The sequence below is a fragment of the Stenotrophomonas sp. GL_101 genome (assembly GCF_057835675.1).
The window spans coordinates 4,144,502-4,170,015 of the sequence record NZ_CM174432.1 but is presented as its reverse complement, the minus strand read 5'-3'; the positions used below and the strand labels follow the sequence as shown (position 1 = coordinate 4,170,015).

Annotated in this window: 24 protein-coding genes and 1 tRNA gene; 10 read left to right on the top strand and 15 right to left on the bottom strand. The window is 64.5% G+C overall.

Going from position 1 to position 25,514, the window contains the following annotated elements:
• Positions 1 to 56 precede the first annotated feature (56 nt).
• From AC3IR9_RS18350 to AC3IR9_RS18335, 4 genes are all read right to left on the bottom strand, one after another.
• Complete coding sequence (locus AC3IR9_RS18350; protein WP_489292529.1) at positions 57 to 1,604, bottom strand: PH domain-containing protein; 1,548 nt, start codon at positions 1,602 to 1,604, stop codon at positions 57 to 59.
• Positions 1,601 to 2,155, bottom strand: coding sequence for a PH domain-containing protein (locus tag AC3IR9_RS18345; RefSeq protein WP_489292527.1), 555 nt, complete (start codon positions 2,153 to 2,155; stop codon positions 1,601 to 1,603). The genes AC3IR9_RS18350 and AC3IR9_RS18345 overlap by 4 nt, the downstream gene beginning before the upstream one ends.
• A 46-nt stretch (positions 2,156 to 2,201) precedes the next feature.
• Complete coding sequence (ribA, locus tag AC3IR9_RS18340; RefSeq protein WP_489292526.1) at positions 2,202 to 3,314, bottom strand: GTP cyclohydrolase II RibA; 1,113 nt, start codon at positions 3,312 to 3,314, stop codon at positions 2,202 to 2,204.
• 89 nt (positions 3,315 to 3,403) lie between these two features.
• On the bottom strand, positions 3,404 to 4,321 hold the full coding sequence (locus AC3IR9_RS18335) for a lauroyl acyltransferase (protein ID WP_489292525.1): 918 nt from the start codon (positions 4,319 to 4,321) through the stop codon (positions 3,404 to 3,406).
• Between the two features lie 84 nt (positions 4,322 to 4,405).
• On the opposite strand from AC3IR9_RS18335, the gene dtd reads away from it, so the two are divergent.
• The 4 genes from dtd to AC3IR9_RS18315 all read left to right on the top strand — a co-directional run bounded on the left by dtd (position 4,406) and on the right by AC3IR9_RS18315 (position 8,640).
• Positions 4,406 to 4,846, top strand: coding sequence for a D-aminoacyl-tRNA deacylase (gene dtd / locus AC3IR9_RS18330; protein ID WP_489292523.1), 441 nt, complete (start codon positions 4,406 to 4,408; stop codon positions 4,844 to 4,846).
• Positions 4,847 to 4,935: 89 nt separating this feature from the next.
• Positions 4,936 to 6,783 (top strand): RNA polymerase sigma factor RpoD, encoded by a 1,848-nt coding sequence (gene rpoD / locus AC3IR9_RS18325; RefSeq protein WP_489292522.1) that lies wholly within the window; start codon positions 4,936 to 4,938, stop codon positions 6,781 to 6,783.
• A gap of 297 nt (positions 6,784 to 7,080) precedes the next feature.
• Positions 7,081 to 7,156, top strand: a tRNA-Ile gene (locus AC3IR9_RS18320).
• A gap of 396 nt (positions 7,157 to 7,552) precedes the next feature.
• Positions 7,553 to 8,640 (top strand): IS3 family transposase gene (locus tag AC3IR9_RS18315; protein WP_489290575.1). Its coding sequence is split into 2 segments (ribosomal slippage): positions 7,553 to 7,805 and positions 7,805 to 8,640, totalling 1,089 coding nucleotides; the frame shifts between segments, so codons are not numbered across the junction.
• A 181-nt stretch (positions 8,641 to 8,821) separates the two neighbouring features.
• On the opposite strand, the gene AC3IR9_RS18310 is transcribed toward AC3IR9_RS18315, so the two are convergent.
• The gene (locus AC3IR9_RS18310) at positions 8,822 to 9,925 is read right to left on the bottom strand and encodes an alkene reductase (RefSeq protein WP_489292520.1); all 1,104 of its coding nucleotides are present in this window, start codon (positions 9,923 to 9,925) and stop codon (positions 8,822 to 8,824) included.
• A 102-nt stretch (positions 9,926 to 10,027) separates the two neighbouring features.
• On the opposite strand from AC3IR9_RS18310, the gene AC3IR9_RS18305 reads away from it, so the two are divergent.
• The gene (locus AC3IR9_RS18305; RefSeq protein ID WP_489292518.1) at positions 10,028 to 10,990 is read left to right on the top strand and encodes a LysR family transcriptional regulator; all 963 of its coding nucleotides are present in this window, start codon (positions 10,028 to 10,030) and stop codon (positions 10,988 to 10,990) included.
• 268 nt (positions 10,991 to 11,258) lie between these two features.
• Here the strand turns inward: AC3IR9_RS18305 and AC3IR9_RS18300 are convergent, their stop codons facing one another.
• The 3 genes from AC3IR9_RS18300 to AC3IR9_RS18290 all read right to left on the bottom strand — a co-directional run bounded on the left by AC3IR9_RS18300 (position 11,259) and on the right by AC3IR9_RS18290 (position 13,576).
• Positions 11,259 to 12,254: a zinc-dependent alcohol dehydrogenase family protein gene (locus AC3IR9_RS18300; protein WP_489292516.1), complete on the bottom strand. Its 996-nt coding sequence runs from the start codon at positions 12,252 to 12,254 to the stop codon at positions 11,259 to 11,261.
• 84 nt (positions 12,255 to 12,338) lie between these two features.
• Entirely contained in the window at positions 12,339 to 12,716 is a 378-nt protein-coding gene (locus AC3IR9_RS18295) for a YybH family protein (RefSeq protein ID WP_489292515.1), read from the bottom strand.
• Positions 12,717 to 12,832: 116 nt separating this feature from the next.
• Entirely contained in the window at positions 12,833 to 13,576 is a 744-nt protein-coding gene (locus AC3IR9_RS18290) for a gamma-glutamylcyclotransferase (RefSeq protein ID WP_489292514.1), read from the bottom strand.
• A 168-nt stretch (positions 13,577 to 13,744) separates the two neighbouring features.
• Between AC3IR9_RS18290 and AC3IR9_RS18285 the strand changes: the two genes are divergently transcribed.
• The gene (locus AC3IR9_RS18285; protein WP_489292512.1) at positions 13,745 to 14,641 is read left to right on the top strand and encodes a LysR substrate-binding domain-containing protein; all 897 of its coding nucleotides are present in this window, start codon (positions 13,745 to 13,747) and stop codon (positions 14,639 to 14,641) included.
• 279 nt (positions 14,642 to 14,920) lie between these two features.
• On the opposite strand, the gene AC3IR9_RS18280 is transcribed toward AC3IR9_RS18285, so the two are convergent.
• Complete coding sequence (locus AC3IR9_RS18280; protein WP_489292511.1) at positions 14,921 to 15,568, bottom strand: TetR/AcrR family transcriptional regulator; 648 nt, start codon at positions 15,566 to 15,568, stop codon at positions 14,921 to 14,923.
• Positions 15,569 to 15,754: 186 nt separating this feature from the next.
• Here AC3IR9_RS18280 and AC3IR9_RS18275 point away from each other — a divergent pair, with 186 nt between their 5' ends.
• Both AC3IR9_RS18275 and AC3IR9_RS18270 read left to right on the top strand, forming a co-directional pair.
• Positions 15,755 to 16,138: a nuclear transport factor 2 family protein gene (locus AC3IR9_RS18275; protein WP_489292510.1), complete on the top strand. Its 384-nt coding sequence runs from the start codon at positions 15,755 to 15,757 to the stop codon at positions 16,136 to 16,138.
• 113 nt (positions 16,139 to 16,251) lie between these two features.
• Complete coding sequence (locus AC3IR9_RS18270; RefSeq protein WP_489292509.1) at positions 16,252 to 16,911, top strand: NAD(P)H-binding protein; 660 nt, start codon at positions 16,252 to 16,254, stop codon at positions 16,909 to 16,911.
• Between the two features lie 291 nt (positions 16,912 to 17,202).
• On the opposite strand, the gene AC3IR9_RS18265 is transcribed toward AC3IR9_RS18270, so the two are convergent.
• A complete protein-coding gene (locus AC3IR9_RS18265) occupies positions 17,203 to 18,525 on the bottom strand; it encodes a PQQ-dependent sugar dehydrogenase (RefSeq protein WP_489292507.1) in 1,323 nt (440 codons plus the stop codon).
• Complete coding sequence (locus AC3IR9_RS18260) at positions 18,522 to 18,941, bottom strand: DUF2231 domain-containing protein (protein ID WP_489292506.1); 420 nt, start codon at positions 18,939 to 18,941, stop codon at positions 18,522 to 18,524. The genes AC3IR9_RS18265 and AC3IR9_RS18260 overlap by 4 nt, the downstream gene beginning before the upstream one ends.
• 426 nt (positions 18,942 to 19,367) lie before the next feature.
• Here AC3IR9_RS18260 and AC3IR9_RS18255 point away from each other — a divergent pair, with 426 nt between their 5' ends.
• Positions 19,368 to 19,880: a nuclear transport factor 2 family protein gene (locus AC3IR9_RS18255; RefSeq protein WP_489292505.1), complete on the top strand. Its 513-nt coding sequence runs from the start codon at positions 19,368 to 19,370 to the stop codon at positions 19,878 to 19,880.
• 55 nt (positions 19,881 to 19,935) lie between these two features.
• On the opposite strand, the gene AC3IR9_RS18250 is transcribed toward AC3IR9_RS18255, so the two are convergent.
• The 4 genes from AC3IR9_RS18250 to AC3IR9_RS18235 form a co-directional block, all read right to left on the bottom strand.
• Positions 19,936 to 20,313 (bottom strand): hypothetical protein, encoded by a 378-nt coding sequence (locus AC3IR9_RS18250; protein WP_489292504.1) that lies wholly within the window; start codon positions 20,311 to 20,313, stop codon positions 19,936 to 19,938.
• Between the two features lie 117 nt (positions 20,314 to 20,430).
• On the bottom strand, positions 20,431 to 22,848 hold the full coding sequence (locus AC3IR9_RS18245) for a TonB-dependent receptor (protein WP_489292503.1): 2,418 nt from the start codon (positions 22,846 to 22,848) through the stop codon (positions 20,431 to 20,433).
• A gap of 93 nt (positions 22,849 to 22,941) precedes the next feature.
• Positions 22,942 to 23,781 (bottom strand): FecR family protein, encoded by an 840-nt coding sequence (locus AC3IR9_RS18240; RefSeq protein WP_489292501.1) that lies wholly within the window; start codon positions 23,779 to 23,781, stop codon positions 22,942 to 22,944.
• Positions 23,778 to 24,311: an RNA polymerase sigma factor gene (locus AC3IR9_RS18235; protein ID WP_489292499.1), complete on the bottom strand. Its 534-nt coding sequence runs from the start codon at positions 24,309 to 24,311 to the stop codon at positions 23,778 to 23,780. Before AC3IR9_RS18235 ends, AC3IR9_RS18240 begins: the two co-directional genes overlap by 4 nt.
• Before the next feature lie 150 nt (positions 24,312 to 24,461).
• Between AC3IR9_RS18235 and AC3IR9_RS18230 the strand changes: the two genes are divergently transcribed.
• The gene (locus AC3IR9_RS18230) at positions 24,462 to 25,499 is read left to right on the top strand and encodes a DUF5694 domain-containing protein (protein WP_489295895.1); all 1,038 of its coding nucleotides are present in this window, start codon (positions 24,462 to 24,464) and stop codon (positions 25,497 to 25,499) included.
• The last annotated feature ends 15 nt before the right edge of the window (positions 25,500 to 25,514 follow it).

Genomic DNA, 25,514 nt, shown 5'->3' with positions numbered 1-25,514 from the left:
ACCGACGGTCGGCAGGGCGTACCGACCAGCAAGGCGTACCGACCAACGGTCGGTACCTACCAGTGGAGTCGGCGTTTCGCCAAGGCCTCGCTCAATCGCGCGTGCACCGCGCGCGCCTCTGTTTCGGGCAGGTAGTGCAGGCACAGGGGGATGCTGCCGCTGGCGCCGGCGGTATCCAGCCAGAGGCTGGCGGTGCCCAGCCAGCGGTCCAGCGGTGAACGGCTCAGGTGCAGGGTCTGCAGCTTGTCCAGTTCGGCAAAACGCCACCAGCGTTGCCACCAGCCACCACGCACGGCCACGTACTGGTCATCGAGGTGGTAGCCCATGCGCGCCATCTGCCGGTGCGCGCGGAAGGCCGACCACGGCAGCCACACCAGCACCAGCGCGGCCCACGGATACCCCTGGTATACCGCCGCCGCGGCCAGCGCCGGCAACCACAGCAGCGCGCCCAGGCACAGCCGCCACCAGCCGCGCTGCTGTACCGGCTGCCAGCGCGCGGGCGGCCAGTGCAGCTGCGGCAGCACATGCTGCACCAGTGCGTCGCAGGCCTGTGGCGTGGCCAGCGGGGCCAGCTCGCGCAGGTCGCGGCGTTCGTTCTCCACCGCCGCGCCCGCGGCGATGTCGATGCGCAGGTGGCGGCGCCCCGACCAACGCTGCAAGGTGTTCTCACGTAGTGTCCAGGCCTGGATGCGCCGCCGCGCGACGCTGCTGCGCAGGCGTGTCAGCAGACCGCTGACCACCGTCAGCCGGCGCTCGTGTTCGCTCAACTGGAAGCCGTGGTAGCGCAACAGCGCCAGTACCACCGAAAACATCCGCAGCAGCACCCAGAAGCCGAGCACCGCCGCGACCGCGGCCAGCGCCCAGATCCAGGTGGCCGGATGCAGGCCGCTGGCGTAGCCGAAAGCCTCCCGCCCGCCCTGCTCGATCGCGTCGGACACGGTGCCGCGTGGGAACAGCTGGAAGGACGTGCCGACCGCTGCCAGCACCACCACCCAGCCGCGATTGGAGAGCAGCCCGATGCGGATCACATCGACCGTGCTCAACCGCAGCAGCACGCCGCTATCGTCGGCCGGCAGCGCATCGGTGGCAGCATCCGGGAGGGCACTCGGGGAGGCACTGATGTCCTGCCCGCGCTGGCGGACCAGCTGTTCCACGGCCAGCGCCTGGCTCAGCTTGAGCACGCGCATTTCCGCTTCGGGGCGATGCCCGCCGGCCGATTCCAGGCGCAGCTCGGCCACCCCGAACAGGCGGTGCAGCGGATTCTGGTGCACCACCACGTTGTGGATGCGCGCGAACGGAATCTCGCGGCGGTTGCGCGCGATCACCCCGCTGCGCACGCTGATGCCGTCGCGGCCGATCCGGTAGCGGTAGGTCAGGTACTGCAGGATGGAACTGCCGACCAGCACCACGATCACCACTGCCGCGGCGAGGTAGGACCACATCTCGTCGCGGTCGCCACGGTTGCCGAACACCAGCAGCGCCACCAGTGGCAGCAGGAACTGGCGCAGCTGCATCAGCATCACGAACAACCACGACCATCGGTGCAGCCGCTGCTCCAACGGGGCATCGGCTGGCGTCGCCTCGAGCGGGGGCGGGTGGCTCACAGCGCGTCGTCGTCCCGGTCCAACTGGTGGGCGAGGGTATCGCGCAGGCGTTCGGCATCCTCGCCATCCAGCCCACTCAGGGTCACCGCGCTGAAGCGGCTGCCGGCGGTATGCACCACCAGCGTGGCCAGCCGTGCGCTGCGCTCGATCGGCCCGCGGCGCAGGTCCAGGTGCTGCACGCGCGAGAGCGGCACGCGGGTTTCCAGCTGCCACATCAGGTCGCGGCGTACGCCCAGGCCCTGTTCGTCCAGGCGCCAGGAGGTACGCCGCTGGCGACGGAAGCCCACCGCCGCACCCAGCAGCGCGCCCAGTGCCAGCAGGCCCGCCGCGCCCACCCAGCGCATCGGCAGGTCAAGCGCCACCCAGCCGCCACCGAGCAGGCCGCCCAGCAGCGCACCGCTGATGGCGCCGCCCACCGCGGCGATTGTTGCCGCCCGCAACGGCAGCGGCTGCCACTCGGGCAGGGCCGGCAAGGGCAACGGGGGCGGGGTCGGATGGGGTGGGGCGTCGAGGATGTCGGGCAAGGCGGGGCGCTCGGCAGGGGGACTCATGCCGGGCGACGTGCGCCCGTCGCGCAGACGGTAGCAGGTTGCCGCGTTATTGCGCGGCCTGGATCAGCGCATCCACGTCGAGCAGGTGCCCGGCGCGTTCGGCCTTGGTGCGCAGGTAGTGTTCGTTCTCGGCGGTGATGTCGCCGGTGACCGGCACGCAGTCGACCACCTCGATACCGGCATTGCGCAACCGCTGCGCCTTGGTCGGGTTGTTGCTGAGCAGCTGCACGCGGTGCACGCCCAGCCCCTGCAGCATCGCCGCGGCACTGCCGTAGCGGCGTTCGTCCGCACCGAAGCCCAGCTGTGCATCGGCGTCGATGGTATCCAGGCCGTCGTGCTGGTAACCGTAGGCGCGCATCTTGGCGGCAATGCCGGTGCCACGCCCTTCCTGGTCCAGGTACAGCAGCACGCCGCCGCCCAGTTCCTTGAGCTTGTGCAGCCCGCGCCGCAACTGGTCGCCGCAATCGCACTTGAGCGATCCGAACAGGTCGCCGGTGAGGCAGGACGAATGCACGCGTACCGGCACCACCGCCGACAGGTCCGGCGTGCCGACGATGATCGCGACCTGGTCACGCTGGGCGACGCCGCCGCGGAACACCGCAAATTCGGTCATGCCGATGTCGCGCAACGGCACCGGCGAGCGCGCGACCAGTTCATAGGCATGGGCGGCCTGTTCGGCGCCCTGGTGCAGGTCGCACAGCGAAACGCGTTCGCAGCTGTCAAAGCGGGTGTCATCGCCGGTGAGCAGTACCCCGACCATCGCCGGCAGCAGCAGGCCCAGCCGGGCCACTTCCACCGCGCCCTGGTCCAGCGCCTGGCCGGCACTCCAGCCCGACGGCATCGGTTGCGGTTCGCGCAGGTAGCTCAGCGAGGGCAGGGCATCGAAATCGATCCCGGCCAGCGGCACCCGTGCACCGTGCTCGGCGTTGACCCCCAGCACCCGCGCGCGGGTGGCGGTGAGGAACAGGTAATGCTGGTCGGCCGCCGCTTGGGCAAAGGCGCTGAAGCTGCTGCGCGTGCTGCTGTCCAGCGCGATGAAGGCCAGGCGCTGGCCGTGGCTGTCGTCGATCACGACCGGGCGGCCAGCGCGCAGTTCGGCCACCGCGCGCTCGCAGCGGATCGCGGCCGGGTCGCCGAACAGGGAAGAAGCATCAGACATGGCAGGGGCCGTGGGGGACATCGTGGCTTCCACAGTGGGGACGGATGGCGCCGATTCAATCGCGCATGGGGCGCGACCCAGCGTCGCATTCAGTGCGGGTGTTCCTCGGTGGCGTACGGATCCACTTCACCACTTTCCGGCGGGCGCAGCGTGTAGCGCTTGTAGGTCCACTGATACTGGGCCGGATCGCGGCGGGCGATGCGCTCCAGGCCGGCATTGAGGGCACTGGCAGCCACGCGCGGGTCCGGGTCGGCCACCGCCGGTGCGGACGGTTCGATGTGCAGGGCGAACTGCATGTCCGGCCCGACCCGTTCGCACCAGCCATACAGTACGGTGGCGCCGGTGCGTTCGGCCAGCCGGTTGACCAGGGTCATGGTCAGCGCCTCGATGCCGAAGAACGGGGCGAACACGCCGTCGCCGGCCTTGGGCTGCTGGTCGGGCAGGATCCCGGTGCCGCCGCCGTCTTTGAGCACCTTGAACAGCTGGCGCACGGCCGGGCCCTCGGCACGCACCTGGCGCACGTTGTCGCCACCGCGGACCAGTTGCAGGAACGCATCGCCAACCGCTTCCTCGGGTGCCTTGTAGACGATGGCGATCGGGCCGCGCGAGGCCAGCCACTGGTTCAGCAGTTCCCAGTTGCCATGGTGCGGGGCGGCCACGATCACGCCCTTGCCCGAGGCCAGCGCCGCGTCGTACAGCGCCTCGCCATGGCGCTCGACCAGACAGGCCAGGTTCTGCTCGCGCGGCGAGGTCCACAGGCGCAGGGTCTCTATCGCCTGCAGCGCGGTGGAGCGCAGCACATCGCGATGCAGCACCGCGCGCTGGGCCGGGCTGAGGTCGGGGAAGGCCAGGTCCAGGTTGCGCCGGGTCACCCGGCTCTCGCGGGCGTTGAGACGGATCCACAGCCATGCCAGGGCGGCGGCAATGCCCCGCAGCCAGGACCAGGGCAGGCGGGTGAACAGGGCAGCGGCGCGATAGGCCAGGCGGGCGGTGGTGTGCGGTTTCATCACGAGGAAGTCTAGCCGCTGGCAGCCATTCCGGTGCCGGCCGGGCGCGTTAAGGTAGGCGGCCCCCGTTTCGGAAGCCGCTCCATGCGCGTGTTGATCCAGCGTGTCACCCAGGCCAGTGTCCACGTCGAGGACCGGCTGATCGGCCGTATCGGCCCGGGATTGCTGGCGCTGGTGGGGATGGAGCCGGACGACGGCGAGGCGGCGATCGCCCGGATGGCCGATCGGATGCTTGGTTACCGTGTGTTTGCCGATGAGGGCGGCAGGATGAACCGGTCGCTGGCCGATACCGGCGGCGGGCTGCTGCTGGTCAGCCAGTTCACCCTGGCCGCCGATACGTCCAGCGGGATGCGGCCGGGCTTCAGTACCGCCGCCGCGCCGGACGAGGCTGAACGAGGATTCAACCGATTGGTGGAGATCTGTCGTCAAAAACACGTCCCAGGGGTGGAAACCGGGCAGTTTGGTGCCCATATGGTTGTCAGCCTGGTCAACGATGGACCAGTCACCTTCCTGCTCCGCCCCTAGCCCCGGGACCACCGCCCGGCCAGGCAGGGGGCCGGGCTGGTATAATGCTAGGTTCTATTCCCTCTCCCAGCCGGTGGCGCGAGCACTACATGGCCAACGAACGTCCTGCCCAGCAAAACGACATCAAGCTTCTGATCAGCAAGGGCCTGGAACAGGGCTACCTGACCTACGCTGAAGTCAATGACCACCTGCCCGACGACATTGTCGACCCGGAGCAGATCGAAGACATCATCGGCATGATCAACGGCATGGGCATTGATGTCCATGAAGTAGCGCCCGATGCCGAAACCCTCCTGCTCAACGACGGTAACACCGGCAACCGCGAGGTTGACGACACCGCCGCCGAAGAAGCTGCCGCGGCACTGACCGCGCTCGACACCGAAGGTGGCCGCACCACCGACCCGGTGCGCATGTACATGCGCGAAATGGGGACCGTCGAGCTGCTGACCCGCGAGGGCGAAATCGCCATCGCCAAGCGCATCGAAGAAGGTCTGGGCCAGGTCCAGGCCGCACTTGGCACCTTCCCGGTGTCGGTGGAGTCGCTGCTGACCGATTACGAAACCCACAAGGAAGGCAAGAAGCGCCTGGCCGAAGTGATCGTCGGTTTCAACGACCTGGCCGAAGAAGTCCCGGCCCCGGCCGTGGCCGAAGACACCAGCGATGACGACGACGACGCCGACGAGGAAGAAGACGACGGCGACGACGTGGAAGAAGAGGCCGGCCCGACCGGTCCGGACCCGGAAGAAGTCGCGCGCCGCATGCAAGCGCTGGCCGATGCCTACGCCGCCTTCAAGAAGGCCGCCGCCAAGGGCGACCGCAAGCCGCTGGGCAAGCTGCGCGACGACATGGCGGCAGTGTTTGTCACCTTGAAGCTGCCGTTGCCGCTGACCGACGTACTGGTCAAGCAGCTGCGCGACGTGATGTCGTCGATCAAGTCCCACGAGCGCCGCGTGCTGAACCTGGCCACCGTGACCGCGCGCATGCCGCGCAAGGACTTCATCCGTTCCTGGGAAGGCAACCAGACCAACCTGGAATGGGTGGAAGACGCCCTCAAGCGCAAGCAGAAGTGGTCCTCGGCCCTGCGTGACGTCAAGGACCAGATCATTTCCGAACAGCAGGCCACGCTCGACATCGAGAAGACCACCTGGCTGGAACTGGAAGAGCTGAAGGAAATCAGCCGGGCCATGGCCTACGGCGAAGCCAAGGCGCGCAAGGCCAAGAAGGAAATGGTCGAAGCCAACCTGCGCCTGGTGATCTCCATTGCCAAGAAGTACACCAACCGCGGCCTGCAGTTCCTCGACCTCATCCAGGAAGGCAACATCGGCCTGATGAAGGCCGTGGACAAGTTCGAGTACCGCCGTGGTTACAAGTTCTCCACGTATGCGACCTGGTGGATCCGCCAGGCCATCACCCGTTCGATCGCCGATCAGGCGCGCACCATCCGTATTCCGGTGCACATGATCGAAACGATCAACAAGTTGAACCGCATTTCCCGCCAGATGCTCCAGCAGTACGGCCGCGAGGCCACGCCGGAGGAGCTGGCCAAGGAAATGGACATGCCGGAAGACAAGATCCGCAAGGTGATGAAGATCGCCAAGGAGCCGATCTCGATGGAAACCCCGATCGGCGACGACGAGGATTCCCATCTGGGCGACTTCATCGAGGACACCAATGTGGAGTCCCCGATCGAGAACACCACCAACATCAACTTGTCTGAAACCGTGCGCGACGTGCTGGCCGGCCTCACCCCGCGTGAAGCCAAGGTGCTGCGCATGCGCTTCGGCATCGACATGAACACCGACCACACCCTTGAGGAAGTGGGCAAGCAGTTCGACGTCACCCGCGAGCGCATCCGCCAGATCGAAGCGAAGGCGCTGCGCAAGCTGCGTCACCCGAGCCGGTCCGAGCAGCTGCGCAGCTTCCTGGATATCGATTGATTCCAGGGTGGTTGTGATGCGTTGAAAAAACCCCGCTTCGGCGGGGTTTTTTTATGCTTCGGCGCCTGGGGCGGGGCTGAGCCAGGTGCTTCGCGCCGCGCGCCCGCTGGAGGCCCATGCCCCCGAGCGCAGTGGGCAACCGGCCCGCCTGCAATGGGCCGCGCCGTTGGCATCGGAGAATGCACGGCGGGTGCACGCGACGGGGCAGCGCTTTGGCTGATTGTCGCGCCGATGGGGTGTCGGCGAAGTTCGTAGTGGAAAGCAGCCGTTGGCCTCCACTACACTGTGTGGCCGCAAGGGCCTATAGCTCAATGGTTAGAGCAGAGGACTCATAATCCTTTGGTTCCAGGTTCGAGTCCTGGTGGGCCCACCACATCGACGTCCATCGACGTCCAGGAGTGTTCCTACCACCATAAGTTGGCCGTTTCGGACAACTTATGATGGTAAAGAAGGCAAAAGATGTCCGTACGGCGCAGCAGGAGTGGCCAGACCTTATGCTCGGCCAGCAGAGCATCGGCTGCCAGAGAAGGTGGAAGGCTGTTCCGCTAGTCATCTCGGGCCGCGGTCAGAAGTTCGCGGGCAGGTGCCCGAAAAGCCATTACCCGCAACCAGCCAAGGCTTCGTGGCTTTGGTGCTTACCCGTCGTCCGGCCACAGCGCCTTGCGGAATTCAGGCCTACTGAAAAGGAAGCCGAAGGGGGGGTAATCCCCCCGCAGGTTAGTAGCAGCCAGAAGTGGAATTTTCTCGTAACCTAACCCGAGGAGATCCCATGAAGAAATCACGATTCACCGACAGCCAGATCATCGCCGTACTCAAGCAGGCCGAGGCCGGCACGCCTGTCCCGGACCTTTGCCGACAGCATGGCATCAGCTCAGCGACGTTCTACAAGTGGCGCAGCAAGTTCGGCGGCATGGATGCGTCCATGGTGTCCCAGCTAAAAGAACTGCAGGACGAGAACCGGCGGCTGAAGAAGATGTACGCCGATGCCCAGCTCAGTGCCGAGCTGCTGAAGGAAGCGCTCTCAAAAAAATGGTGAGGCCATCTCAGCGTCGCGAGATGGCCAGACTGGCGGTCCAGGCAGGCATCACCAGCATCGTTCATGCGTGCAGGACGTTCGAGGTGAGTCAGACCTGCTACCGCTATCAGGCCAAGGCCTGCCAAGAAAATGCGATCATCGCTGACTGGTTGCTCAGGCTGACCAGCGCCTACCGCGATTGGGGCTTTGGGCTGTGCTTCCTGCACCTGCGCAACGTGAAGGGCTTCGCTTGGAACCACAAGCGCGTGTATCGGATCTATCGCGATTTGGAGCTGAACCTGCGCATCAAGCCGCGTAAGCGCATCGTCCGAGAAGTGCCGGCGCCGCTAGCGGTTCCGAAGGCGGCGAACCACACTTGGTCGATGGATTTCATGCACGACCAACTGGCTGATGGACGCAGCTTCCGGATGCTCAACGTACTGGATGATTTCAACCGGCAGGGTCTGGCGATGGAGGTCGACATCTCCTTGCCTGCGGCGCGCGTTATCCGCAGCTTGGAACAGATCATTCAATGGCGCGGAAAGCCTCGCGCCATACGCTGCGACAATGGGCCCGAGTACATCAGCGGAGCGCTGCAAGCATGGGCCGAGCAGCAAGGCATTGCGCTGCTCTACATCCAGCCAGGCAATCCTCAGCAGAACGCCTACATCGAACGCTACAACCGGACCGTGCGTTACGCTTGGCTTGCCAGCAATCTGTTCAATGACATCCAGCAGGTCCAGGACATCGCCACCCGTTGGCTATGGACTTACAACCACGAGCGCCCGAACATGGCGCTCGGCGGCATCACGCCAATGCAGAAGCTTGCACTGGCAGCGTAGTTCCACTTTTGGCGACCGCTAAAAGCGGGGGGATTACCACTCTGCGGCTTGGGCAGTTGCACCGCCCAAACCCACGGCAATGGCTGCGCAGATCAACGTCTTGATGAGAATCGTCTTCACTTGATTGCCTCTCTGTAGCGTTCGCGATCTGCCTGCCCGTCAGGTTCGGCACGCCTTCAACCTAGCCTGCGAGCGCAGGCCAGTCGGTATAGCCCTTGTCGCCATTTCCGTAGTAGGTGTCACGCGGCGCTACCGCGAGCTCGGCACCTTCTTTCAAGCGACGCACCAGATCTGGATTCGCAATGAACGGACGGCCAAATGCCACTGCGTCGATCTTGCCTTCTGCCCGACGCCGCACTGCCAACGCAAGGTCGTAGTTGTTGTTGCCGATATAGGGGCCCCTGAAAAGGGCACGCAATGAGTCCAGATCAACGTCTTCCGGCACTATCCGCGAGGTCGCCGTGGCGCCCTCGACAAAGTGCATGTACGCCAGTTCGAAACGATTGAGGTGCTCGATCAGGTAGCCATAGGTCTTCATTACCTGGCTGTCCAACGGCGTGTTTCCTGCATCAGGCGTCACCGGCGAAATCCGGATGCCAACCCGGTCGTGACCCCAGACGTCGACCACCGCAGCAGTGACCTCCAGCGTCAGCCGGCTGCGATTCTCGATGGCACCACCGTACTGGTCGTCACGCTGATTGGTCGAATCGCGCAGGAACTGATCCAGCAGGTAGCTGTTTGCGGAATGGACTTCCACGCCATCGAAGCCGGCGCGTTTTGCACATTCGGCTGCGTGCCGATACTGCTCGATGATGCCCGGAATCTCGGACGTTTCCAGTGCCCGGGGCTGCGAGACATCCAGCATTCCATGTGCGGTGTAAGTTTGCCCTTCTGCCCGAATCGCTGAAGGTGCGACCGGTGGGGCTCCGTCCGGCTGCAGGTCGACGTGCGAGAAACGCCCCACATGCCACAGTTGGCATACGATCAGGCCACCAGCGGCATGTACTGCGTCAGTCACTACTTTCCAACCAGCTACCTGTTCATCCGTCCAGATGCCTGGCGTCAGGTCGTAGCCCCGGCCTTGTGCGGAAATGTTGGTGGCTTCACTGATGATCAAGCCAGCGGTGGCCCGCTGTGCGTAGTACCGGGCATGCATCGCGTTCGGTACGCCATCGGGCCCCATGCGGCTGCGCGTCAACGGCGCCATTACAATGCGGTTCGCTAGCGTCAGTGCACCAAACGTTACGGGTGAGAAGAGATCGCTGGGAGAGCTCCTGAGCATCATCGCTGTTCCTTTCGGCAACCAGGTTGCGCGCTGAATTCATTTGATTTCAGAAGTATGGAAGCGTGCGATAATGACGTAAATAGACACAATCATACATACGGAATGAACAAAAAGTTCACAATCCAGGCGGTAGTGCACGGCGAAAAGGCAGCGAAAAGCCTCTCTGCTCCCCCTGTGTATCTCCAGGGACTTCTGACGTTCGAGTCAGTGGCCCGACATCTGAACTTTTCCAAGGCAGCAAGCGAGTTGGGCGTTACGCCGACTGCGGTCTCGCGCACGATCAAGACAGTCGAAGCTCAATTGAACGTTAGGCTCTTCAACCGGACCACGCGCAGCGTCAGCCTGACTGAAGCGGGGGCATCACTCAGTTCCACGTTGTCGCCCGCGCTTGCGCTGATCAGAAATTCCTTGTCAGAGACGCTGCTGGCGACCGATCAGCCATCTGGCACCGTGCGGGTAAATTCTTCCTACGTGGCATACCGCACCTTGGTCGAGCCTCATCTTCCCGATTTCCTGGGTAGATTTCCGTTGATCCATGTCGAGATATCACTGGACAACGTGCTTGGCGACATCGTCAATAGCGGATATGACATCGGCATCCGCATGGGAAAAAGAGTTCAGAACGATATGGTCGCCAAGCAGCTTGGCGCGGCGCAGAAACGAATCGTGGTGGCTGCGCCGGACTATTTTCACGGGCGAACGGAGCCAAGAACGATCGATGATCTGCTGAAGCATGACTGCATTCGACAGCGCTACTCCGGGGGAGGGCGATGGTTTGAATGGAAGTTCGATGCCAATGGGCAGGCCGTTCAGATCGAGGTGCAGGGACGCCTCCTCTTTGACGAAATGAAATCTGTCGTGGATGCGGCAGTCCAAGGCCAAGGTATTGGTTTCGTCTTCGAGGACTTTGCGAAGCAGGAGCTGGCTGCTGGTCAACTGCGGCAGATCCTGAAGCAGTACAGTGGAATGGATGACGCGTTTCATCTTTACTATCCACATCGCACGCATATGCCAGGCAAGCTGCGTGCATTCATTGATTTCATGATGGACGCAAATTCAGCGTGACGAGCGGCACGCCTGCGGGCACCACCAGATGACCCGATGCGATCCTGCCTTTGGTGTTGGATCATCGTCCGCGTCCGTTGCGTCTGTTTGAGTACATCCGCCTTGGCGGACACGCCGTCCTCCATCTCGGGGTAGCCCTGCTCGGGCGCGGCTATTGGGACGTCATGAGCCGATCCCGGCTGGCGGGTGCCAGCCGTGGATCCCAGCTGGTAGGTGGCCGGCAGACGGAGGTGTTTGTGGGGACCAAGCTTGTCGCAGGTCTCCCCAGTCAGCTCGTGATGGTGACTACCACCTTGCCTACCTGCTGGTTGGCCTCCAGGTAGCGATGCGCCTGTTGGATATCGTCCAAGGGGTAGACCTTGGCAATGATCGGCGAGAGCGAGCCGCTGGCCAGGCCGTCAAGAATGAAAGCCTTGGCCCGCTCCAGGGCTTCAGCATCTGCGACGATTTCTGCATATAGATAGCCCTTCAAGGTCAGGCTCTTCCCAAGCACATCCATGAGTGGGAAGGGCGTCGGCTCGGGACTCAGCGCACCGTATTCAATCAGGATTCCGCCGCGCGCCATCGCCTTTGTAAGTTCATTGAAGATCGGGCCTCCGATTGGATCAAGAACAACCCGGGCGCCTGCGCCTTGTGTGATTTCCAGCACGATCGAGGCAATGTCATCCTCTTCGCTGGCAATAACATGATCAGCACCCGCATCCAGCAGCTGCTGCTTTTTGGTGGAAGTGCGGGTAACGGCGATCGATAAGGCACCCACTGACTTGGCGATCTGAATCGCCGCCAGGCCAACACTGCTGGATGCAGCGGTGATGATCACATACTCGCCGCTGGTGAGTTTTGCCTGTTCAATAAGCGCGCCCCATGCAGTCACATACTGCATCCAGACTGCGGCCGCCTGCTCGAAGGAAAGAGTTTCAGGATGCTTGACTGTAAGGTGCGCAGGAATGTTGGCCACCTCGCCATAGGTTCCCCACTTGGCGATGTCCAGTGGTGGAATCAGACTGACGCTGTCGCCCACGTTGAAATCTTTGACTCCGCTGCCCACCGAGCACACGACGCCGGAGGCTTCATAGCCCAGCCGACTGGGGAACGTAGCTTCCTGCAGGTAGGCATGACTGCGAAACATGGATTCAGCGCGGTTCAACCCAAATGCCTTCACTTGGATCTGCACTTCATCGGCAGCTGGCGCTGGCACTGCGACTTCTTCAAGCTTGAGGACTTCAGGACCACCGTAGGTGTGGAACCGGACAATTCGTGCCATGGGAGATTTCCTGCTGCAGGGAGGGGCATGCCGGGCCTGGCTCGGCCCGGCATGGAGCATCGCCAGAGTGATGCGAGGTGAGGATCAGTCTGCGAGACGCGGGTGATCGATGACAAAGCGCCAAGAGCCATCTGCCTGGCGGCGAACGAGTTCTACGTTCTTGCCGGAAATCCTGGTCGGCGTTCCGTCTGGTCCCTTGGCGGTGGCAGTCCAGCTGCCGCGGACCAGCGCCAGGTCGCCATCTGCATTGACGAACGACACCAGCTCAGTCGTGAACTCCGGGTCTTCCAGCTCCATCCATCCGCTCAGGACGTTGCGGATTGCATCGGTGCCAACGACAGCACCATCGTCGGTAATGAAGGTGGCATCGGGCTCATAGAGAGCGACTGCCCGCTCCAGGTCCTTGGTTCTGATGGACTCGAAAATATGGAGATCGCAGTCTTCGGGCTTGTTGGGGGGCATGGGTAGGATTCCGATCAATGGTGGTGCGACGACGGGGATGCCCGCCGGTACGTGGCGGCGCGGAGACCCTCACGTTAGTGGGCTGGCTGCCGCAGAAAAACGTCAGGATTGCCGGTTCAATGGAAACTATTCTTTTCCAATCCTTTCTGGGCACCACCGAATGCGACGTCCTCGTCTGACACTTGGTCAGGCAGCCCTGCTTTCGAACCGAGCGCGCAGAGTTCGGCCAACAGCGTGTTGACCAGCGCATCTTCAAAGCCTTCCGTCGCAAGGCTGGCGGCGAGACGCTCCACGTACTCTGTATTGGTGCCAAAGGGGCCCGCCGTCTGGGCAATGACGGGGGCAATGGCGGCGGGGTCGGAACCGGGCCGCCAGTGTTCGGCGTCCGTGTTGGCGGTGAAGGCAAGCGCTGGCACAATGCGTCCATCCTCCAGTTCGGTCGGAATCCATTTCGGGACGTAAGCACCGGTCACCATTTCCCTCAACCAGAGGGTGGCGAGTTCGTCCTCGAAAGCCTCGGGAAGCTTGTAGGCCACGCCCTGCAGCTTTCCGCCCGGTTCCAGTGACAGCATGCGTCCCGGCCGGTCAAACGTGGCACGCCCGGCCACCAGATGCATACAGAAGCTTCGCTTCCAGTCGTGGACCGTGGCCCTTGCCCGCTGGGTGGAGAGCATCGTTGGATTCCACATCAATGACCCGTAAGCGAGCACCCAGATCCCTGATTCCAAACTCGGGTGAGCCGCCAAGGCCGCGTTGAGTGACACCCGGAGCGCCTCTGCCCCAAGTATCTTCTCTGGGGGCAGACCTTCAAACTGCTTGAGATAGCGGCCCGAATCGAGGGCGCAACGTGTCACGGTCATCTGGTTTGGCCACACTGGCAGCATCCTCTGAACATGGGCTAGGCGGCGCTCCTGACAGGAGCTTCCCGATAGAGAGGTTGCAACGTTGGCAGCTGCACGACGTTCGATAAAGGCGTAGCCTGACGCCACATTGCCAACTATTTATTTCTAATGGACCTCGTGAGCCCGATGCGCACGTTCGTCAAGACGGTGGAGACTGGCTCGTTTGCAGCAGCAGCCGTAGCGTTGGATCTGTCCCCCCAATTGGTGGGAAAACAGGTTCAAGGACTGGAGAAGCATCTAGGGGTCCGACTGCTCAACCGCAGTACGCGGCGACAGAGCCTCACCGAGTTCGGCGAGGCCTTTCTCGAGCGGGCCCGCGCCATCCTTGACGAGATCGAGGACGCCGAGCGTTTGGCAGAGGCGGCGCGTGGAGAGCCCGTCGGGCGACTGAGGGTCAATGCTCCGGTGACCTTCGGGACGCGCGTTCTGGCTCCAGCGCTGCCACGGTACATGCGTGCCTTCCCAAAGGTGACGGTGGACCTGCACCTATCGAACAACCTGGTCAATGTTGTTGAGGATGGATACGATCTCGTCTTCCGCGTAGGAGAGCTGGAGGACAGCAGCCTGATCGGAAGGTGCTTGGGTCCTTACCCATTGATCCTGTGCGCCTCCCCGGGCTACCTGTCATCAGGCTCCGAAATTCACCATCCCGCTGACTTGGCCAAGCACGAATGCCTGGGCTTCGCCCATTCTGACCTGCGCACGCGTTGGACGTTCACAGACCAGGATGGCCAGGTATTGACGGTGCCGATCGCCAGTCGGTTGATGGTGAATCAAAGTGAGCCGCTGTTGAGCGCTGCACTGGCTGGACTTGGCCTGATCCTGCAGCCGCTGGAGCTGGTGCGCGATGCGCTGAATGCTGGAACCCTCATCGAGGTACTTCCATCCTATCCTTCGCCGGCACCACCCCTTAGCGCCCTCTACGCGCGAGATCGGCGGATGACTCCAAAGCTGCAGAGCTTCATAGATTTCTGCGCAACTGAGTTCAATGAAGCGAGCTTGACATGGCGTAACCGGAGCTGAGCGTTCTTCCACTCAACATTGCACCATGGCGCGTTCCGCAAATCTGGGCGTCGGATTTCACAGTAGAGAGCCATATGCAAACAGCCATATGCTTGCTGCAGGATCCCGACGAGCTTCCAGGAGCGTGCGCCTGGATGAAGCAAGTGCGTCACCGCTCCAGAGGGCGTTCCGCGGCAGCGCCTTGAAATGATCAAGGTAGCCACCTGATTCGAGATCGGCAGGTCTCAACAGTTACCTACGTCCACCGCGACTTGGGGCCGTGGAGCAGATGCATACACATCATTCTTGCCCAAGAGGCCCTGGGCGGCCGGGAAGCAGGCGTACCGCCAATGCGCCAATCCGCCGCATCTCGGCAACAGACAAGCCATCCCGAGCCTGGATCGACATCCCTTCCAGCATGGTGTTGAGCCCACCTGCCAGCGCCTTTGTGTCCGTTTTGGCAGGTAACTGACCTTCCTTCACCGCACGCTTGAGTCGCTTGGCGAACTCCAGCTTGCCTTCCAGGCGCAGCGCATCGATCGCCGAACGGACTTCTACGGAGTCGTCGGATACGTTGATCGCTGCTAGCGCAACCAGGCATCCGCAAGGCGCCTTGGGCGACAGCAGGATGCGGGAAGTTTCGTCAAAGAACTCGGCGATCCCGCGATGTACGTCTTCGCAGGCTTCGAGCCGCTGCCACGTCGCGTCCCAGTAGCGCAGTTCATAGAAGTCGACCGCCTCAAGGAAGAGCGTGGCTTTGTTGCCGAACGCGGAGTACAGACTGGGCGGATTGATGCCCATCGCGGAACACAGTTCGGCTACGGAGGCCAACTCATAGCCTCGGCGCCAGAAGACATCCAGTGCCTGGTTCAACGCCTGATCTTTATCGAAGGCGCGCGGGCGGCCCTTCGCACGGGATGGGGGGGCAAGGGTGTTATCACCGTTCATAGCGTTCTTCACCTAGCGGTCAGCGACCTGCTTGACATCATATGTAGTGCCCACTATACAATATGTACATTATGTAGTGATCGCTATGTGGCAGGAGCGATGCTTCTGGCGCCGAGTCGTTCAGGACGCCTCTCATGGCCGCCCCTTCCATGCAAACAGCAGCTTCACCATCCTCAGGAGAAAACAATGAGCAAGCCCACTTACGTGCAGGAATATCAGGCCATCGTCGACGTGCTGAACAAGTACAACGAAGGTGGCAAGCAGGCCAAGAGCAGCATCATGAAGCCTGCCTTCAGCGATCAGGCGACGATCTTCGGTGTCGATGGCGACAGCAAGCTGGTTGGTGGTCAGATCCAGGGGTTGTTCGACACCATCGATACCGTTTTCCGTCCTTCACCTGAAGCGCAGGGCGTGATCGTGAAGATCGACATCGTCGGCACTGCCGCCAGCGCGCGTATCGATACCAACGATATCTCTGGCTTCTGCTTCACCGACTTCTTCAACCTGCTGAAGGTTGAAGGAGAGTGGACCGTTGTCAGCAAGATTTACCACACGCACGTGGCGCCGTAAGGCATCCGGTACGCCGCATCGAAGGATGCGGCGTATACCGGTTCGGGGCGCCTGATACGCAACGTTGATTCAGGTGCAGGGCGCAGCATCGGTCTTTCCAGGAGAAGCATCTCATGACTCAGGTATTCATCATCGGTGGCGCAGGCAAGGTTGCCCGCCGCCTTTCTCAGCGACTGAGCGAGCGTGATCATCGGACCCTTGGCCTGATCCGAAAGCCGGAGCAGGTTGAAGAGATCCAGAGTCTTGGCGCTGTTCCGGTTCCTGGCAGCCTTCTCGACCTCGATGCCGCAGGTCTGGCCGGGCTGATGGCAGGAAGCGATGTCGTAGTTTTTTCCGCAGGTGCCGGCGGAAAGGGGGGTATGGAAATGACCAATGCCATTGATGGGCGCGGTCTCGAGCTCGCCGTTGCATCCGCCACGCAAGCGGGGATCCGTCGTTTCATTCTTGTCTCGGCATTTCCGGAGTCATTCCGCGGTGGGAAGGTCTCAGAGAGCTTCGAAAACTACATGGCGGTCAAGAAGCTGGCGGACGTCCATCTGTCGGAAAGCGATCTGGACTGGGTGATTCTGCGGCCAGGGACGCTGGTGGATACACCGGGCACGGGCAAGGTTCGCACCGGTCTGGCCATTCCGTACGGTGAGGTTGCCCGTGATGACGTCGCTGCCACATTGCTGGAAATCATCGAACGTCCGAAGGTCAGTCGCGTGATCATCGAGCTGACCCAGGGTGACACGCCGGTTGATGAGTCCGTGCGACGCTTCGAGCGTCGTTGAACTGGGATGAAGCGCGTAGAGGGTGGCCAATGAATCCGAACATACGGCCGGTACCACTTGATAAGGCGTACCGCCTGATCAACCACGGGCCCACCGTGCTGGGGGGACGTCGGATGGCGCTGGCGAGCCATTCATCCATCCGGTTGTCCGAGCCATCGTGTTGCACTTCCAGATGGCGTATGACCACCCGTTTGTAGACGGCAATTTTAAACGCCCTGCGTCGATCGACCGACGCAGGGACGTTGTTGGCATGGCGGCAACCACCATGGCCGGATCATTCAACGGCACCGCTCACTGCGGCGCAGCAGCCGCCTGCGCATCCGGGGTTACCCGCCAGATGGTATTGCCCAGGTCGTCGGCCACGATCAGCGCACCACGCGGGTCGACGCTGACGCCCACCGGGCGGCCACGGGTCTTGCCATCCTCGCCATGGAAGCCGGAGACCACGTCGATCGGGTCGCCGGCCGGTTTGCCATCGCGGAACGGAACGAAGACCACCTTGTAGCCTACCGGCGGGTTGCGGTTCCAGCTGCCGTGTTCGCCGACGAACACGCCATCGGCAAACGACGTGCCCATCGCCGCCGAGGAGAACGCAACGCCGAGTGCGGCCACGTGCGAGCCCAGGGCGTAGTCGGGAACGATCGCCGAGGCGACTTTCTCCGGGTTCTGTGGCATTACCCGGCGGTCCACGTTCTTGCCCCAGTAGCTGTAGGGCCAGCCGTAGAAGCCGCCTTCGCGCACCGAGGTGAGGTAATCGGGCACCAGGTTCGGGCCGATCTCATCGCGTTCATTGACCACCGCCCACAGCGTACCGCTGCCCGGCTGGATGGCCAGCGCGGTGGGATTACGCAGGCCGGTGGCGTACACCTTGTGTGCGCCGGTGGTGGCATCCACCTGCCACACCTGCGCACGGTCGATTTCCACCGCCATGCCGCGTTCGGTGATGTTGCTGTTGGAACCGATCGCCACGTACAGGTACCTGCCATCTGCGCTGGCGGTGAGTGCCTTGGTCCAGTGGTGGTTGATGGCGGCGGGCAGGTCGGTGAGTTTGGTCGGCGCGCCGCTGGCCTTGGTCTGGCCCGGGCGGTAGTCAAAGCGCACCACCGCGTCCTGGTTGGCCACATACAGTGCGTTGCCGATCAGCGCCAGCCCATAGGGCGCATTGAGGTTGTCGGCGAATACGGTCTTCAACTCGTAGGTGCCGTCACCATCGGCGTCGCGCAGCAGGGTCAGGCGGTTGCCGCTCTTTACCGCAGTGTTGCCCTTGGCCTTGATCTTGCCGGCAATGACGTCCTTGGGCTTGAGGTTGGGTGCGCTGCCGCCCCGGCCTTCGGCCACCAGGATGTCGCCATTGGGAAGCACCAGGGTCTGGCGCGGAATGGCCAGGTCGGTGGCGATGGCGGCAATGCGGTAACCCTTGGGCACGGTCGGCAGGCGCTCGCCCCAGGCGGCCGGCTTGGCGATGGTCATGTCCGGCATCAACCCGCGGTTGGGCGAGGGCATCTCCGGATCGGCGCCGTACTGGTGCATCTCCGGTGCCTGGCCCTGGCTGCAGGCGGCCAGCGCCGTGGCGAGCACGGAAACCGCAACGATCCTGATCGTGTGACGCTTCATCGTGCACCCCCGGCGCGCAGGCTGGAAAACCCCATCCAGGTAGCCAGCAGGGCCAGCACCGTACAGATCACCGAGAACATCAATGCCGCCGGCATGATCGCCCACGCGTCGCGCGCATGGTGCAGCGCATTGAGGAAGCCCACGATCCAGGTGACGACCAGTACCAGCACGTAGAACAGGCTGCGGTTGCCCCGGACCATGCCGATGATTGCGCACAGCAGGGCGATGCTGGTCATCACCATGGCGCCAATCAACAGCCAGGCGGCGAAGTTGCTCCACTGGATCTCGTAGCTGCTCCAGTACGCGTAGTCGGCAAGCAATGCGCCGAGGAACAGCGGCAGCACGCCGCCGAGCATGGCCGCGTGGAACGGGTGGATGGCCCATGGCCGGGGCAGGATGGCAGTACGGGAATCCATGGCAGTCTCCTGGTGGACGGGTGTCCGGACAACGACCAATGCTGCCACCGCCATGTGATGCGCGGTGTGATGCCCGCGGCGAGCCTGCGGGTGGGGGAGTGCGCAGCGGCGGCCGGGCCACGACCGCTCACGTGGGAGCGGCGGGCGCCTTGCCGGCTGCGGGCGTCGATCAGGTCGGCGCGAAACCGCGGGTGGTCTTCTTTTCGTTCTTCTCTGCCTTCTTCTCTTTTGCTGTCTTGGCAGGTTTCTTTTTCTGCTCTTTCTGCCTGTCCATACTCTTGGCCATTGCAGTGTTCTCCGTGGTGGTTGCGCGGAGCATGGCACATCTGGCGGTGCTTACGGCACTTGAAGTGGGGGTCGGTGCATGTCGATAGTGGGGCCGGCTGCGGACCATGCCCGGATCGGGCCACTGAACAGGGGAAATCCATGTCCAATCAAGCGCTCACCGGTCTGTTGCTGTTTCTGGTTTCCGGCCTGGCGCCTGCCGCCCCCGGCCCCGCCGAGCTGGCGGTGGACCCGCTGACGGCGACCATCGCGGCCCTGGACACAGAGGTTTTCGATGCCTACAACCGCTGCGACCTGGACACCTTCAGCCGCTTCTTCTCCCCCACTGTCGAGTTCTACCATGACAGCGGCGGCGCCACGTTCGATCGCGAGACGGTCATCGACAATACGCGCAAGTACATCTGCAACAAGGTCCGCCGGGAACGGGTCCCCGGAACGCTCAAGGTGTATCCGATCAAGGACTTCGGGGCGATCGAGGAAGGCGAGCATCGCTTCTGCGACCTGGCCGGGGGCCAGTGCGAGGGCAGTGCCAGGTTCGTGATGGTGTGGCGGCTGCAGGAGGGCCAGTGGCAGATGACGCGCGTGCTGAGTTACGGGCACCGCGCGCTGACCGACGCCGAGAAGGCGGCATTGGCGCACCCGCAGGCCAAGTGAACGCATGCGCCATACCGCGCTTGGCGCTGGCGGGGTGCAAGGGCCGACAGTGCCTTCAGGCCGGGGGCTGCAGTTCCGACGCCGCCGCTGGAACGGCCGGGAGGTTGTCGGTGCGCGGTGCAATCAGCCCGCTCCGCGCCCGCCGCAGGTAGTCGGCGAAGCGGGCACCGGAAACAGCCTGCCGGTTGCTGCAATGGAGGCAGGTGAGCACGGCACCCCCGTGCGCCACGTTGACCAGGCCGGGCACTCCCGATGCACTGAGGATGGTATGGCAGAGCAGGCATTCGGCGCGGATGAAGGCCAGTCTGGAAAGCGCGTATGGATCCTCTGGTTCGGCGTCGCCTTTGACGTCGAGCAGGTAGAACAGTCCTGTATTGGGCATCACCGTGGTTCCTTGACGCTGCACCTTGAGCGTACCGCTGCGCTTGATCAAGGACCGGTGAATTCCTGATGGCGATGCAGCATGCCGCTGCATTGCGTGGCGCACTCGGTGGTGTGCGTTGCGGGCGCCGGAATCACCCGGCGTCCGCAACGCACGCCACGGCAGGGCTCAGTAACGGTACTGCCAGGCCAGTTTGAGCACGCGGCCGCGCCCGGCGAAGTAGTTGGCGTTGGACGGGGTGGTCTGGGCGTAGTAGCTGATGTACTGGGTGTTGGCCAGGTTCTGTACGCCCAGGGTGAAGACGTGGTTGTCCAGGGCGTAGCGCGTGACCAGGTCGACGGTGGTATAGCCGCGGAAGTCGGCGATCGCCTTGCCCTGCGTGGCGAAGTCGCGGTCAAAGGCATGGCTGGCCTGCAGGCGGGTGCTGAGCGCGGGCGTCCAACGCTGTTCCCAGAATGCGGTCATGCGGTTGGGCGCGATGTTGACGCCGGCCAGGTCGCTGTCCAGGCGACCGTCCAGGTCGGCGTCGAAGCGGCCGTTGGCGCGCGCATAGCCCACCCCGAAACGGCTGTTGCCCAGGGTGAGGGCCAGGTTGCTTTCGACCCCTTCGACCCTGGTGGCCTGGCGCTGCACGTTGTAGGCATCGATGCCGGCGTCGTAGACCAGCAATGAGCCCAGTTTGGATTCGGAGATGTAGTAGGCGATGTCGCCGCTGAAGCGGCCATCGTCGTACTCCAGGCCGATTTCGCGGTTGTCCGATACCACGGGCGACAGGTCGACCAGCTTGTCCACGGCCTGGCCATCGATGCTGATCGCGCGCAGCACGCGGCCGACGTCGGCCACGGTATAGCCTTCCGAATAGGAGGCGTAGGCAGTGAGGCGGTCGTTGATGTACCAGACCGCCCCAAGGTTGGGCAGGGTCTCGCGCATCGTCGGCTTGCCGCCAGCCACCTTGCGGCTGCCATAGCGCGGCAGGGTGACATAGTCGGCCACCTCCAGCTCGCCCTTTTCCTGCCGCACGCCGGCCGACAGCATCACCTGCGAGAGGGGCCACCAGTGCGCCTGCAGCAGCGGCGACAGGCTCTGGTAGGTGGTCTGTGGCACCCAGTTCAGTCCGCTGGCAAGCAGCACCTGGTGGGTCTGGTCGCGCAGGCCGTCCAGGCCCAGGGTGATGTCCAGCGTGCTGTCGCCGATACGCCGCCAGGACTGGGTGAGCTTGAAACCGCGCTTGTCCGATTCATTCTGGGTCTGGTCCCAGGCCGCATTGGCACCGGTAGTGCCCCACGGGTCCCATTGGCTGGCCCCGTAGCGGCCTTCGAAGTCGACCGCGAAGGCCTGGGCCTGGAAATCACCGCCGAGCAGGCCCGGTGCGGAGTAGTCCAGGGTCAGCGAGCGCGAGCGGTTCATCGGCGGGTCCAGCGGGGTGTCGCCGGGCACGGCAATGGTGGGGCGTCCGCTGCGGAAGTCGCCGTTGACCGCCATGTAGTTGTCCAGCCCGCGCAGCTCGAAGCGGTTGCCGCCCACCTGCAGGCGGTGGCCGTTGTCGAAGGTCCAGCCGACCTTGGCGAACACGTTGGACGAGGTGGAATCCATCAGCTCGCCCTGCGCGGTGGTGCCGATCGACCGGCCTTCGCCGTCGTAATACAGGCCTTGGCGTTCGTAGGCGATGCCGGCCACCAGGTCCAGCTGCGCACCGCGCGTGCCGATGATCGCCGAGGCGCGCTGGCCGTCGTCGTCGTGGCGGCCAGGTGCGGCCATCGACAGCGACAGGTTGCTTTCAAACATCACCGCGCCCGCTTCGGCCGGTGCCGACTTGGTGATGATGTTGACGATGCCGCCGGTGCCGCCGATGCCCTGCAGGGCATTGGCCCCATGGATGATCTCGATGCGCTCGATCATCGCCGCGTCGATGGTGTGCGAATCGCGCGAGCCATCGCGCAGCGGCGTGGACTGCGGTACGCCGTCGACCATGTACAGGATGCCGCGCCCACGCATGCTCTCCCCGTAGTTGGACATCTTCTCGCGCGCCGGGGCGAAGGCGGGAATCTGGGCCGACAGGACGCGCGAGATATCCGACCCCAGCGCCAGCTGCTGCTCGATGTCTTCGCGGGTGAGCACGGTGATGGTGTTGGGCATCGCGGTCTCGCCCTTGGGCAGGCGCGCGGTGGAGGCAGAGACGGTGACGCGGCCGAGCGCGGTGGGAGCCGGTGCCGATGGCGCGGACGCGGGCGGCGAAGCGGCGCGGCGCGGGGCCGGGGCGCTGCGGATCACGACGATGCCGGGGCTGCGTTCTTCCATGGCCAGGCCTTGGCCGGCAAGCAGGAGCTGCAGTGCCTGCTGCGGGCGATAGCGGCCATCGACGGCCGGGGCCTGGCGGCCGGCGGTGACGTCGGCGGCAAACAGCAGTTGCAGGCCGGTCTGCCGGGCCAGGCTGTTGAGGGCCTGGTCGAGCGGGCCGGCCGCCAGATGCAGTTCGACCGGTGCGGTGGGCGCCTGCGCCCAGGCCGGGCTGGCGGCACACAGGGCGATTGCCAGCAACGTGCGTGGAAGGTGGCGCAGGGCAGTGCGCGGGGCGGGACGGGACATGCGGATTCCTTCAGGGGGTTCCAGCAGCTGCCGTGCGAGGCGGGCGCCACCCCACCCTCCGCGGGCTGTCGCTGGTGCAGGAGGTGGCCGCGATCACGGGCGGCGCGCGGCAATCCGGACGCTGCCATCGTCCTGCGCCTGCACCTGGACCGGCAGGATGTCGGGCAGCAGCGCCAGCACGCTGGCGGCGCGATCACTGTCGAAGCTGCCCGATACCTGCAGGTTGGCCAGGCCGGGATCGACCAGGACGATGCGGCCGCGGTGATAGCGCTGCAGTTCGCCCACGACCTCGCCGAGCGGGGTGCCGACGAAGGCCAGCCGCCCCTGCGTCCATCCGGCCCGCGCGGCCTCGGCGGGCTGCGGTTCGGCCATGCCGTGGGCGCTGGCCAGCAGCTGTTGCCCGGGCCGCAGCCTGCGCTCGCCTTCGATGCCGTTGACCGATACCCCTACCTGGCCCTTCCATAGCGTGATTTTGCTGCCATCGCCCTGGCGGGCCACGTCGAACACGGTGCCGTAGTTGCGGATGCGCACCGCACCGGTATCCACCTGGAAGGTGCGCCAGGCCGAGTGGACCACCTCGAAACGGGCACGCCCGGCCAGTAGTTCCACCCGGCGCGAGCGCAGGTGCTGGCGCACGCGCACCCGGCTGGACGCATCCAGCAGCAGTTGGCTGTCGTCGGCGAGCGCGATGCGGCGGCGGCCGTCGGTGCCGGTTTGATACTCGCTGGCCGGCCCGCCCGGGTCCCACGCGGACAGGCCGCCAGCGCCGAGCATGGCCAGCAGCAGGGCCACGGCAGTGCGACGCAGCGGCGGGGTGCGGTGCAACGCGTGGGCAGCAGGCAGCGGGAACCGCTGCTTGAGCGCGTCGCGATGCCGGTCCAGTGCCGGCTCGGCCGGGGCTGGCGGCGGTGCGTGGGGGAGATCGGCGTTCATCGCGCTGCACACCGCGCCAGCGCACCCCGGCAGGCCCGCATGGCCAGGCGCAGGTGGCGCTCCACGGCCTTCAGGCCGATGCCCATGCGCCGGGCCACGTCCGCTTGCGGCAGCTCATGGATCTTGTGCAGCACGAACACCTGCTGGCGGCGGCGCGGCATCGCCTCGATCACGGCCACCAGCCGGGCCAGTTCCTGCTCGCCGTCCAGCCGCTGCTCGTGGGTGGGCGTGGTGCAGGCGGGGTCGGGCAGCACGGCATGGGAGTCCACCCAGTGGCGCCGCAGCGACTCGGCGCGGTAACGGTCTACTGCCGCATCGTGGGCGATCCGGTGCAGCATCGCCAGTGGCTGGCGCACGTCGCTGGCGACCGGCCGTTCGAGCAGGCGCACGCAGACGTCATGGACGACCTCACGGGCCATCCCGGGCGCAGTGAAGCGGCGGCGCACGTAGTCCACCAGTTCCTCGTAATGCTGGATCAGCGAGGACAGCAGCGACACAGGGGGCTGCGGGGAGGGTGGGGGCGGGGTCATCCGGGCGGACGGCAGCAGGCGTAAGTGCGCGATTGTAAATGATTATTGTTTGCAAAACGGAGCCCCGGGCCTTTGGTCACATGCGGGCCCGCGCCGGGGTTTGCTACAACAGCGCCACATCACCGGAGGACAGGCATGAAGCAGCAATGGATGGCCGCGGCGCTGTGCGTGGGGCTGGCGGTGCCGGCCGCCGCGCAACCGGCGATCGACCTGACCGGTCTGGATGCGGGCATGGTCGGCCCGCGCACCGAGGTACTGGTACTGGGCAGCATCCACCTGTCCCAGCACAAGGATTTCCGGCCGGAGACGCTGGAGCCGCTGCTGGCGCGGCTGGCGGCGTTCAAGCCGGGCTACATCACCACCGAGGACATCAGTGGCGAGCAGTGCGACCTGGCGGTGCGGCATGCCACGGTCTACGGTGACGATTACTGCGCCAGCACCGCCCAGGCCCGGGCCGCCACCGGGCTGTCGATCCCCGAGGCGATCGTGCAGGTGGACGCGCTGCTGGCCGGTTGGCCGAGCCAGCCGCAGCCGGCCGACCGGCGCCGGCTGGCGGCACTGTTCCTGGCCGCCGGCGAGCGCGCGTCGGCGTATGTGCAATGGCTGCGCCTGGCACCGGCGCAACGGCAGGCCGGTGACGGGCTGGATGCGGCCCTGGTGCAGGTGCTGCAGACGCTGGAGCGGCGCAGCAACGAGAGCTACCAGATTGCTGCCGTGCTGGCCGCGCGGCTCGGGCTTGAGCGTGTGTATGCGGTGGATGACCACACCGGCGATGCGCATCGCATCGGCGACCGCAAGGCATTCGGCACGGCGGTCGAGCAGGCATGGAAGGCCGATCGCCGTGTGGTGGCAGCGCTGGAGGCGGAGACCGCGCAGTTGATCCGGGGCCAGGACATGCTGCCGCTGTACCGGGTGATCAATCGCCCCGAGCGCCTGGCCCAGCTGGCCGCTGCCAATGTTCAGCCTGCACTGGCGGCGCGCTCGCCCGAGCACTACCCGCAGATCTGGGTCAACGGTTGGGAGCTGCGCAACCTGCGCATGGTCGGCAACATCCTGCAGGTAGTGCGCGACCATCCCGGCGCGCGCGTGCTGTCCATCGCGGGGGCATCGCATAAACCGTGGTTCGATGCCTGGCTGGGGCAGATGTCCGGAGTGGACGTGGTGGATGCCGAAGCGGTGTTGAAGTAGCGCATCGGTGCGTGG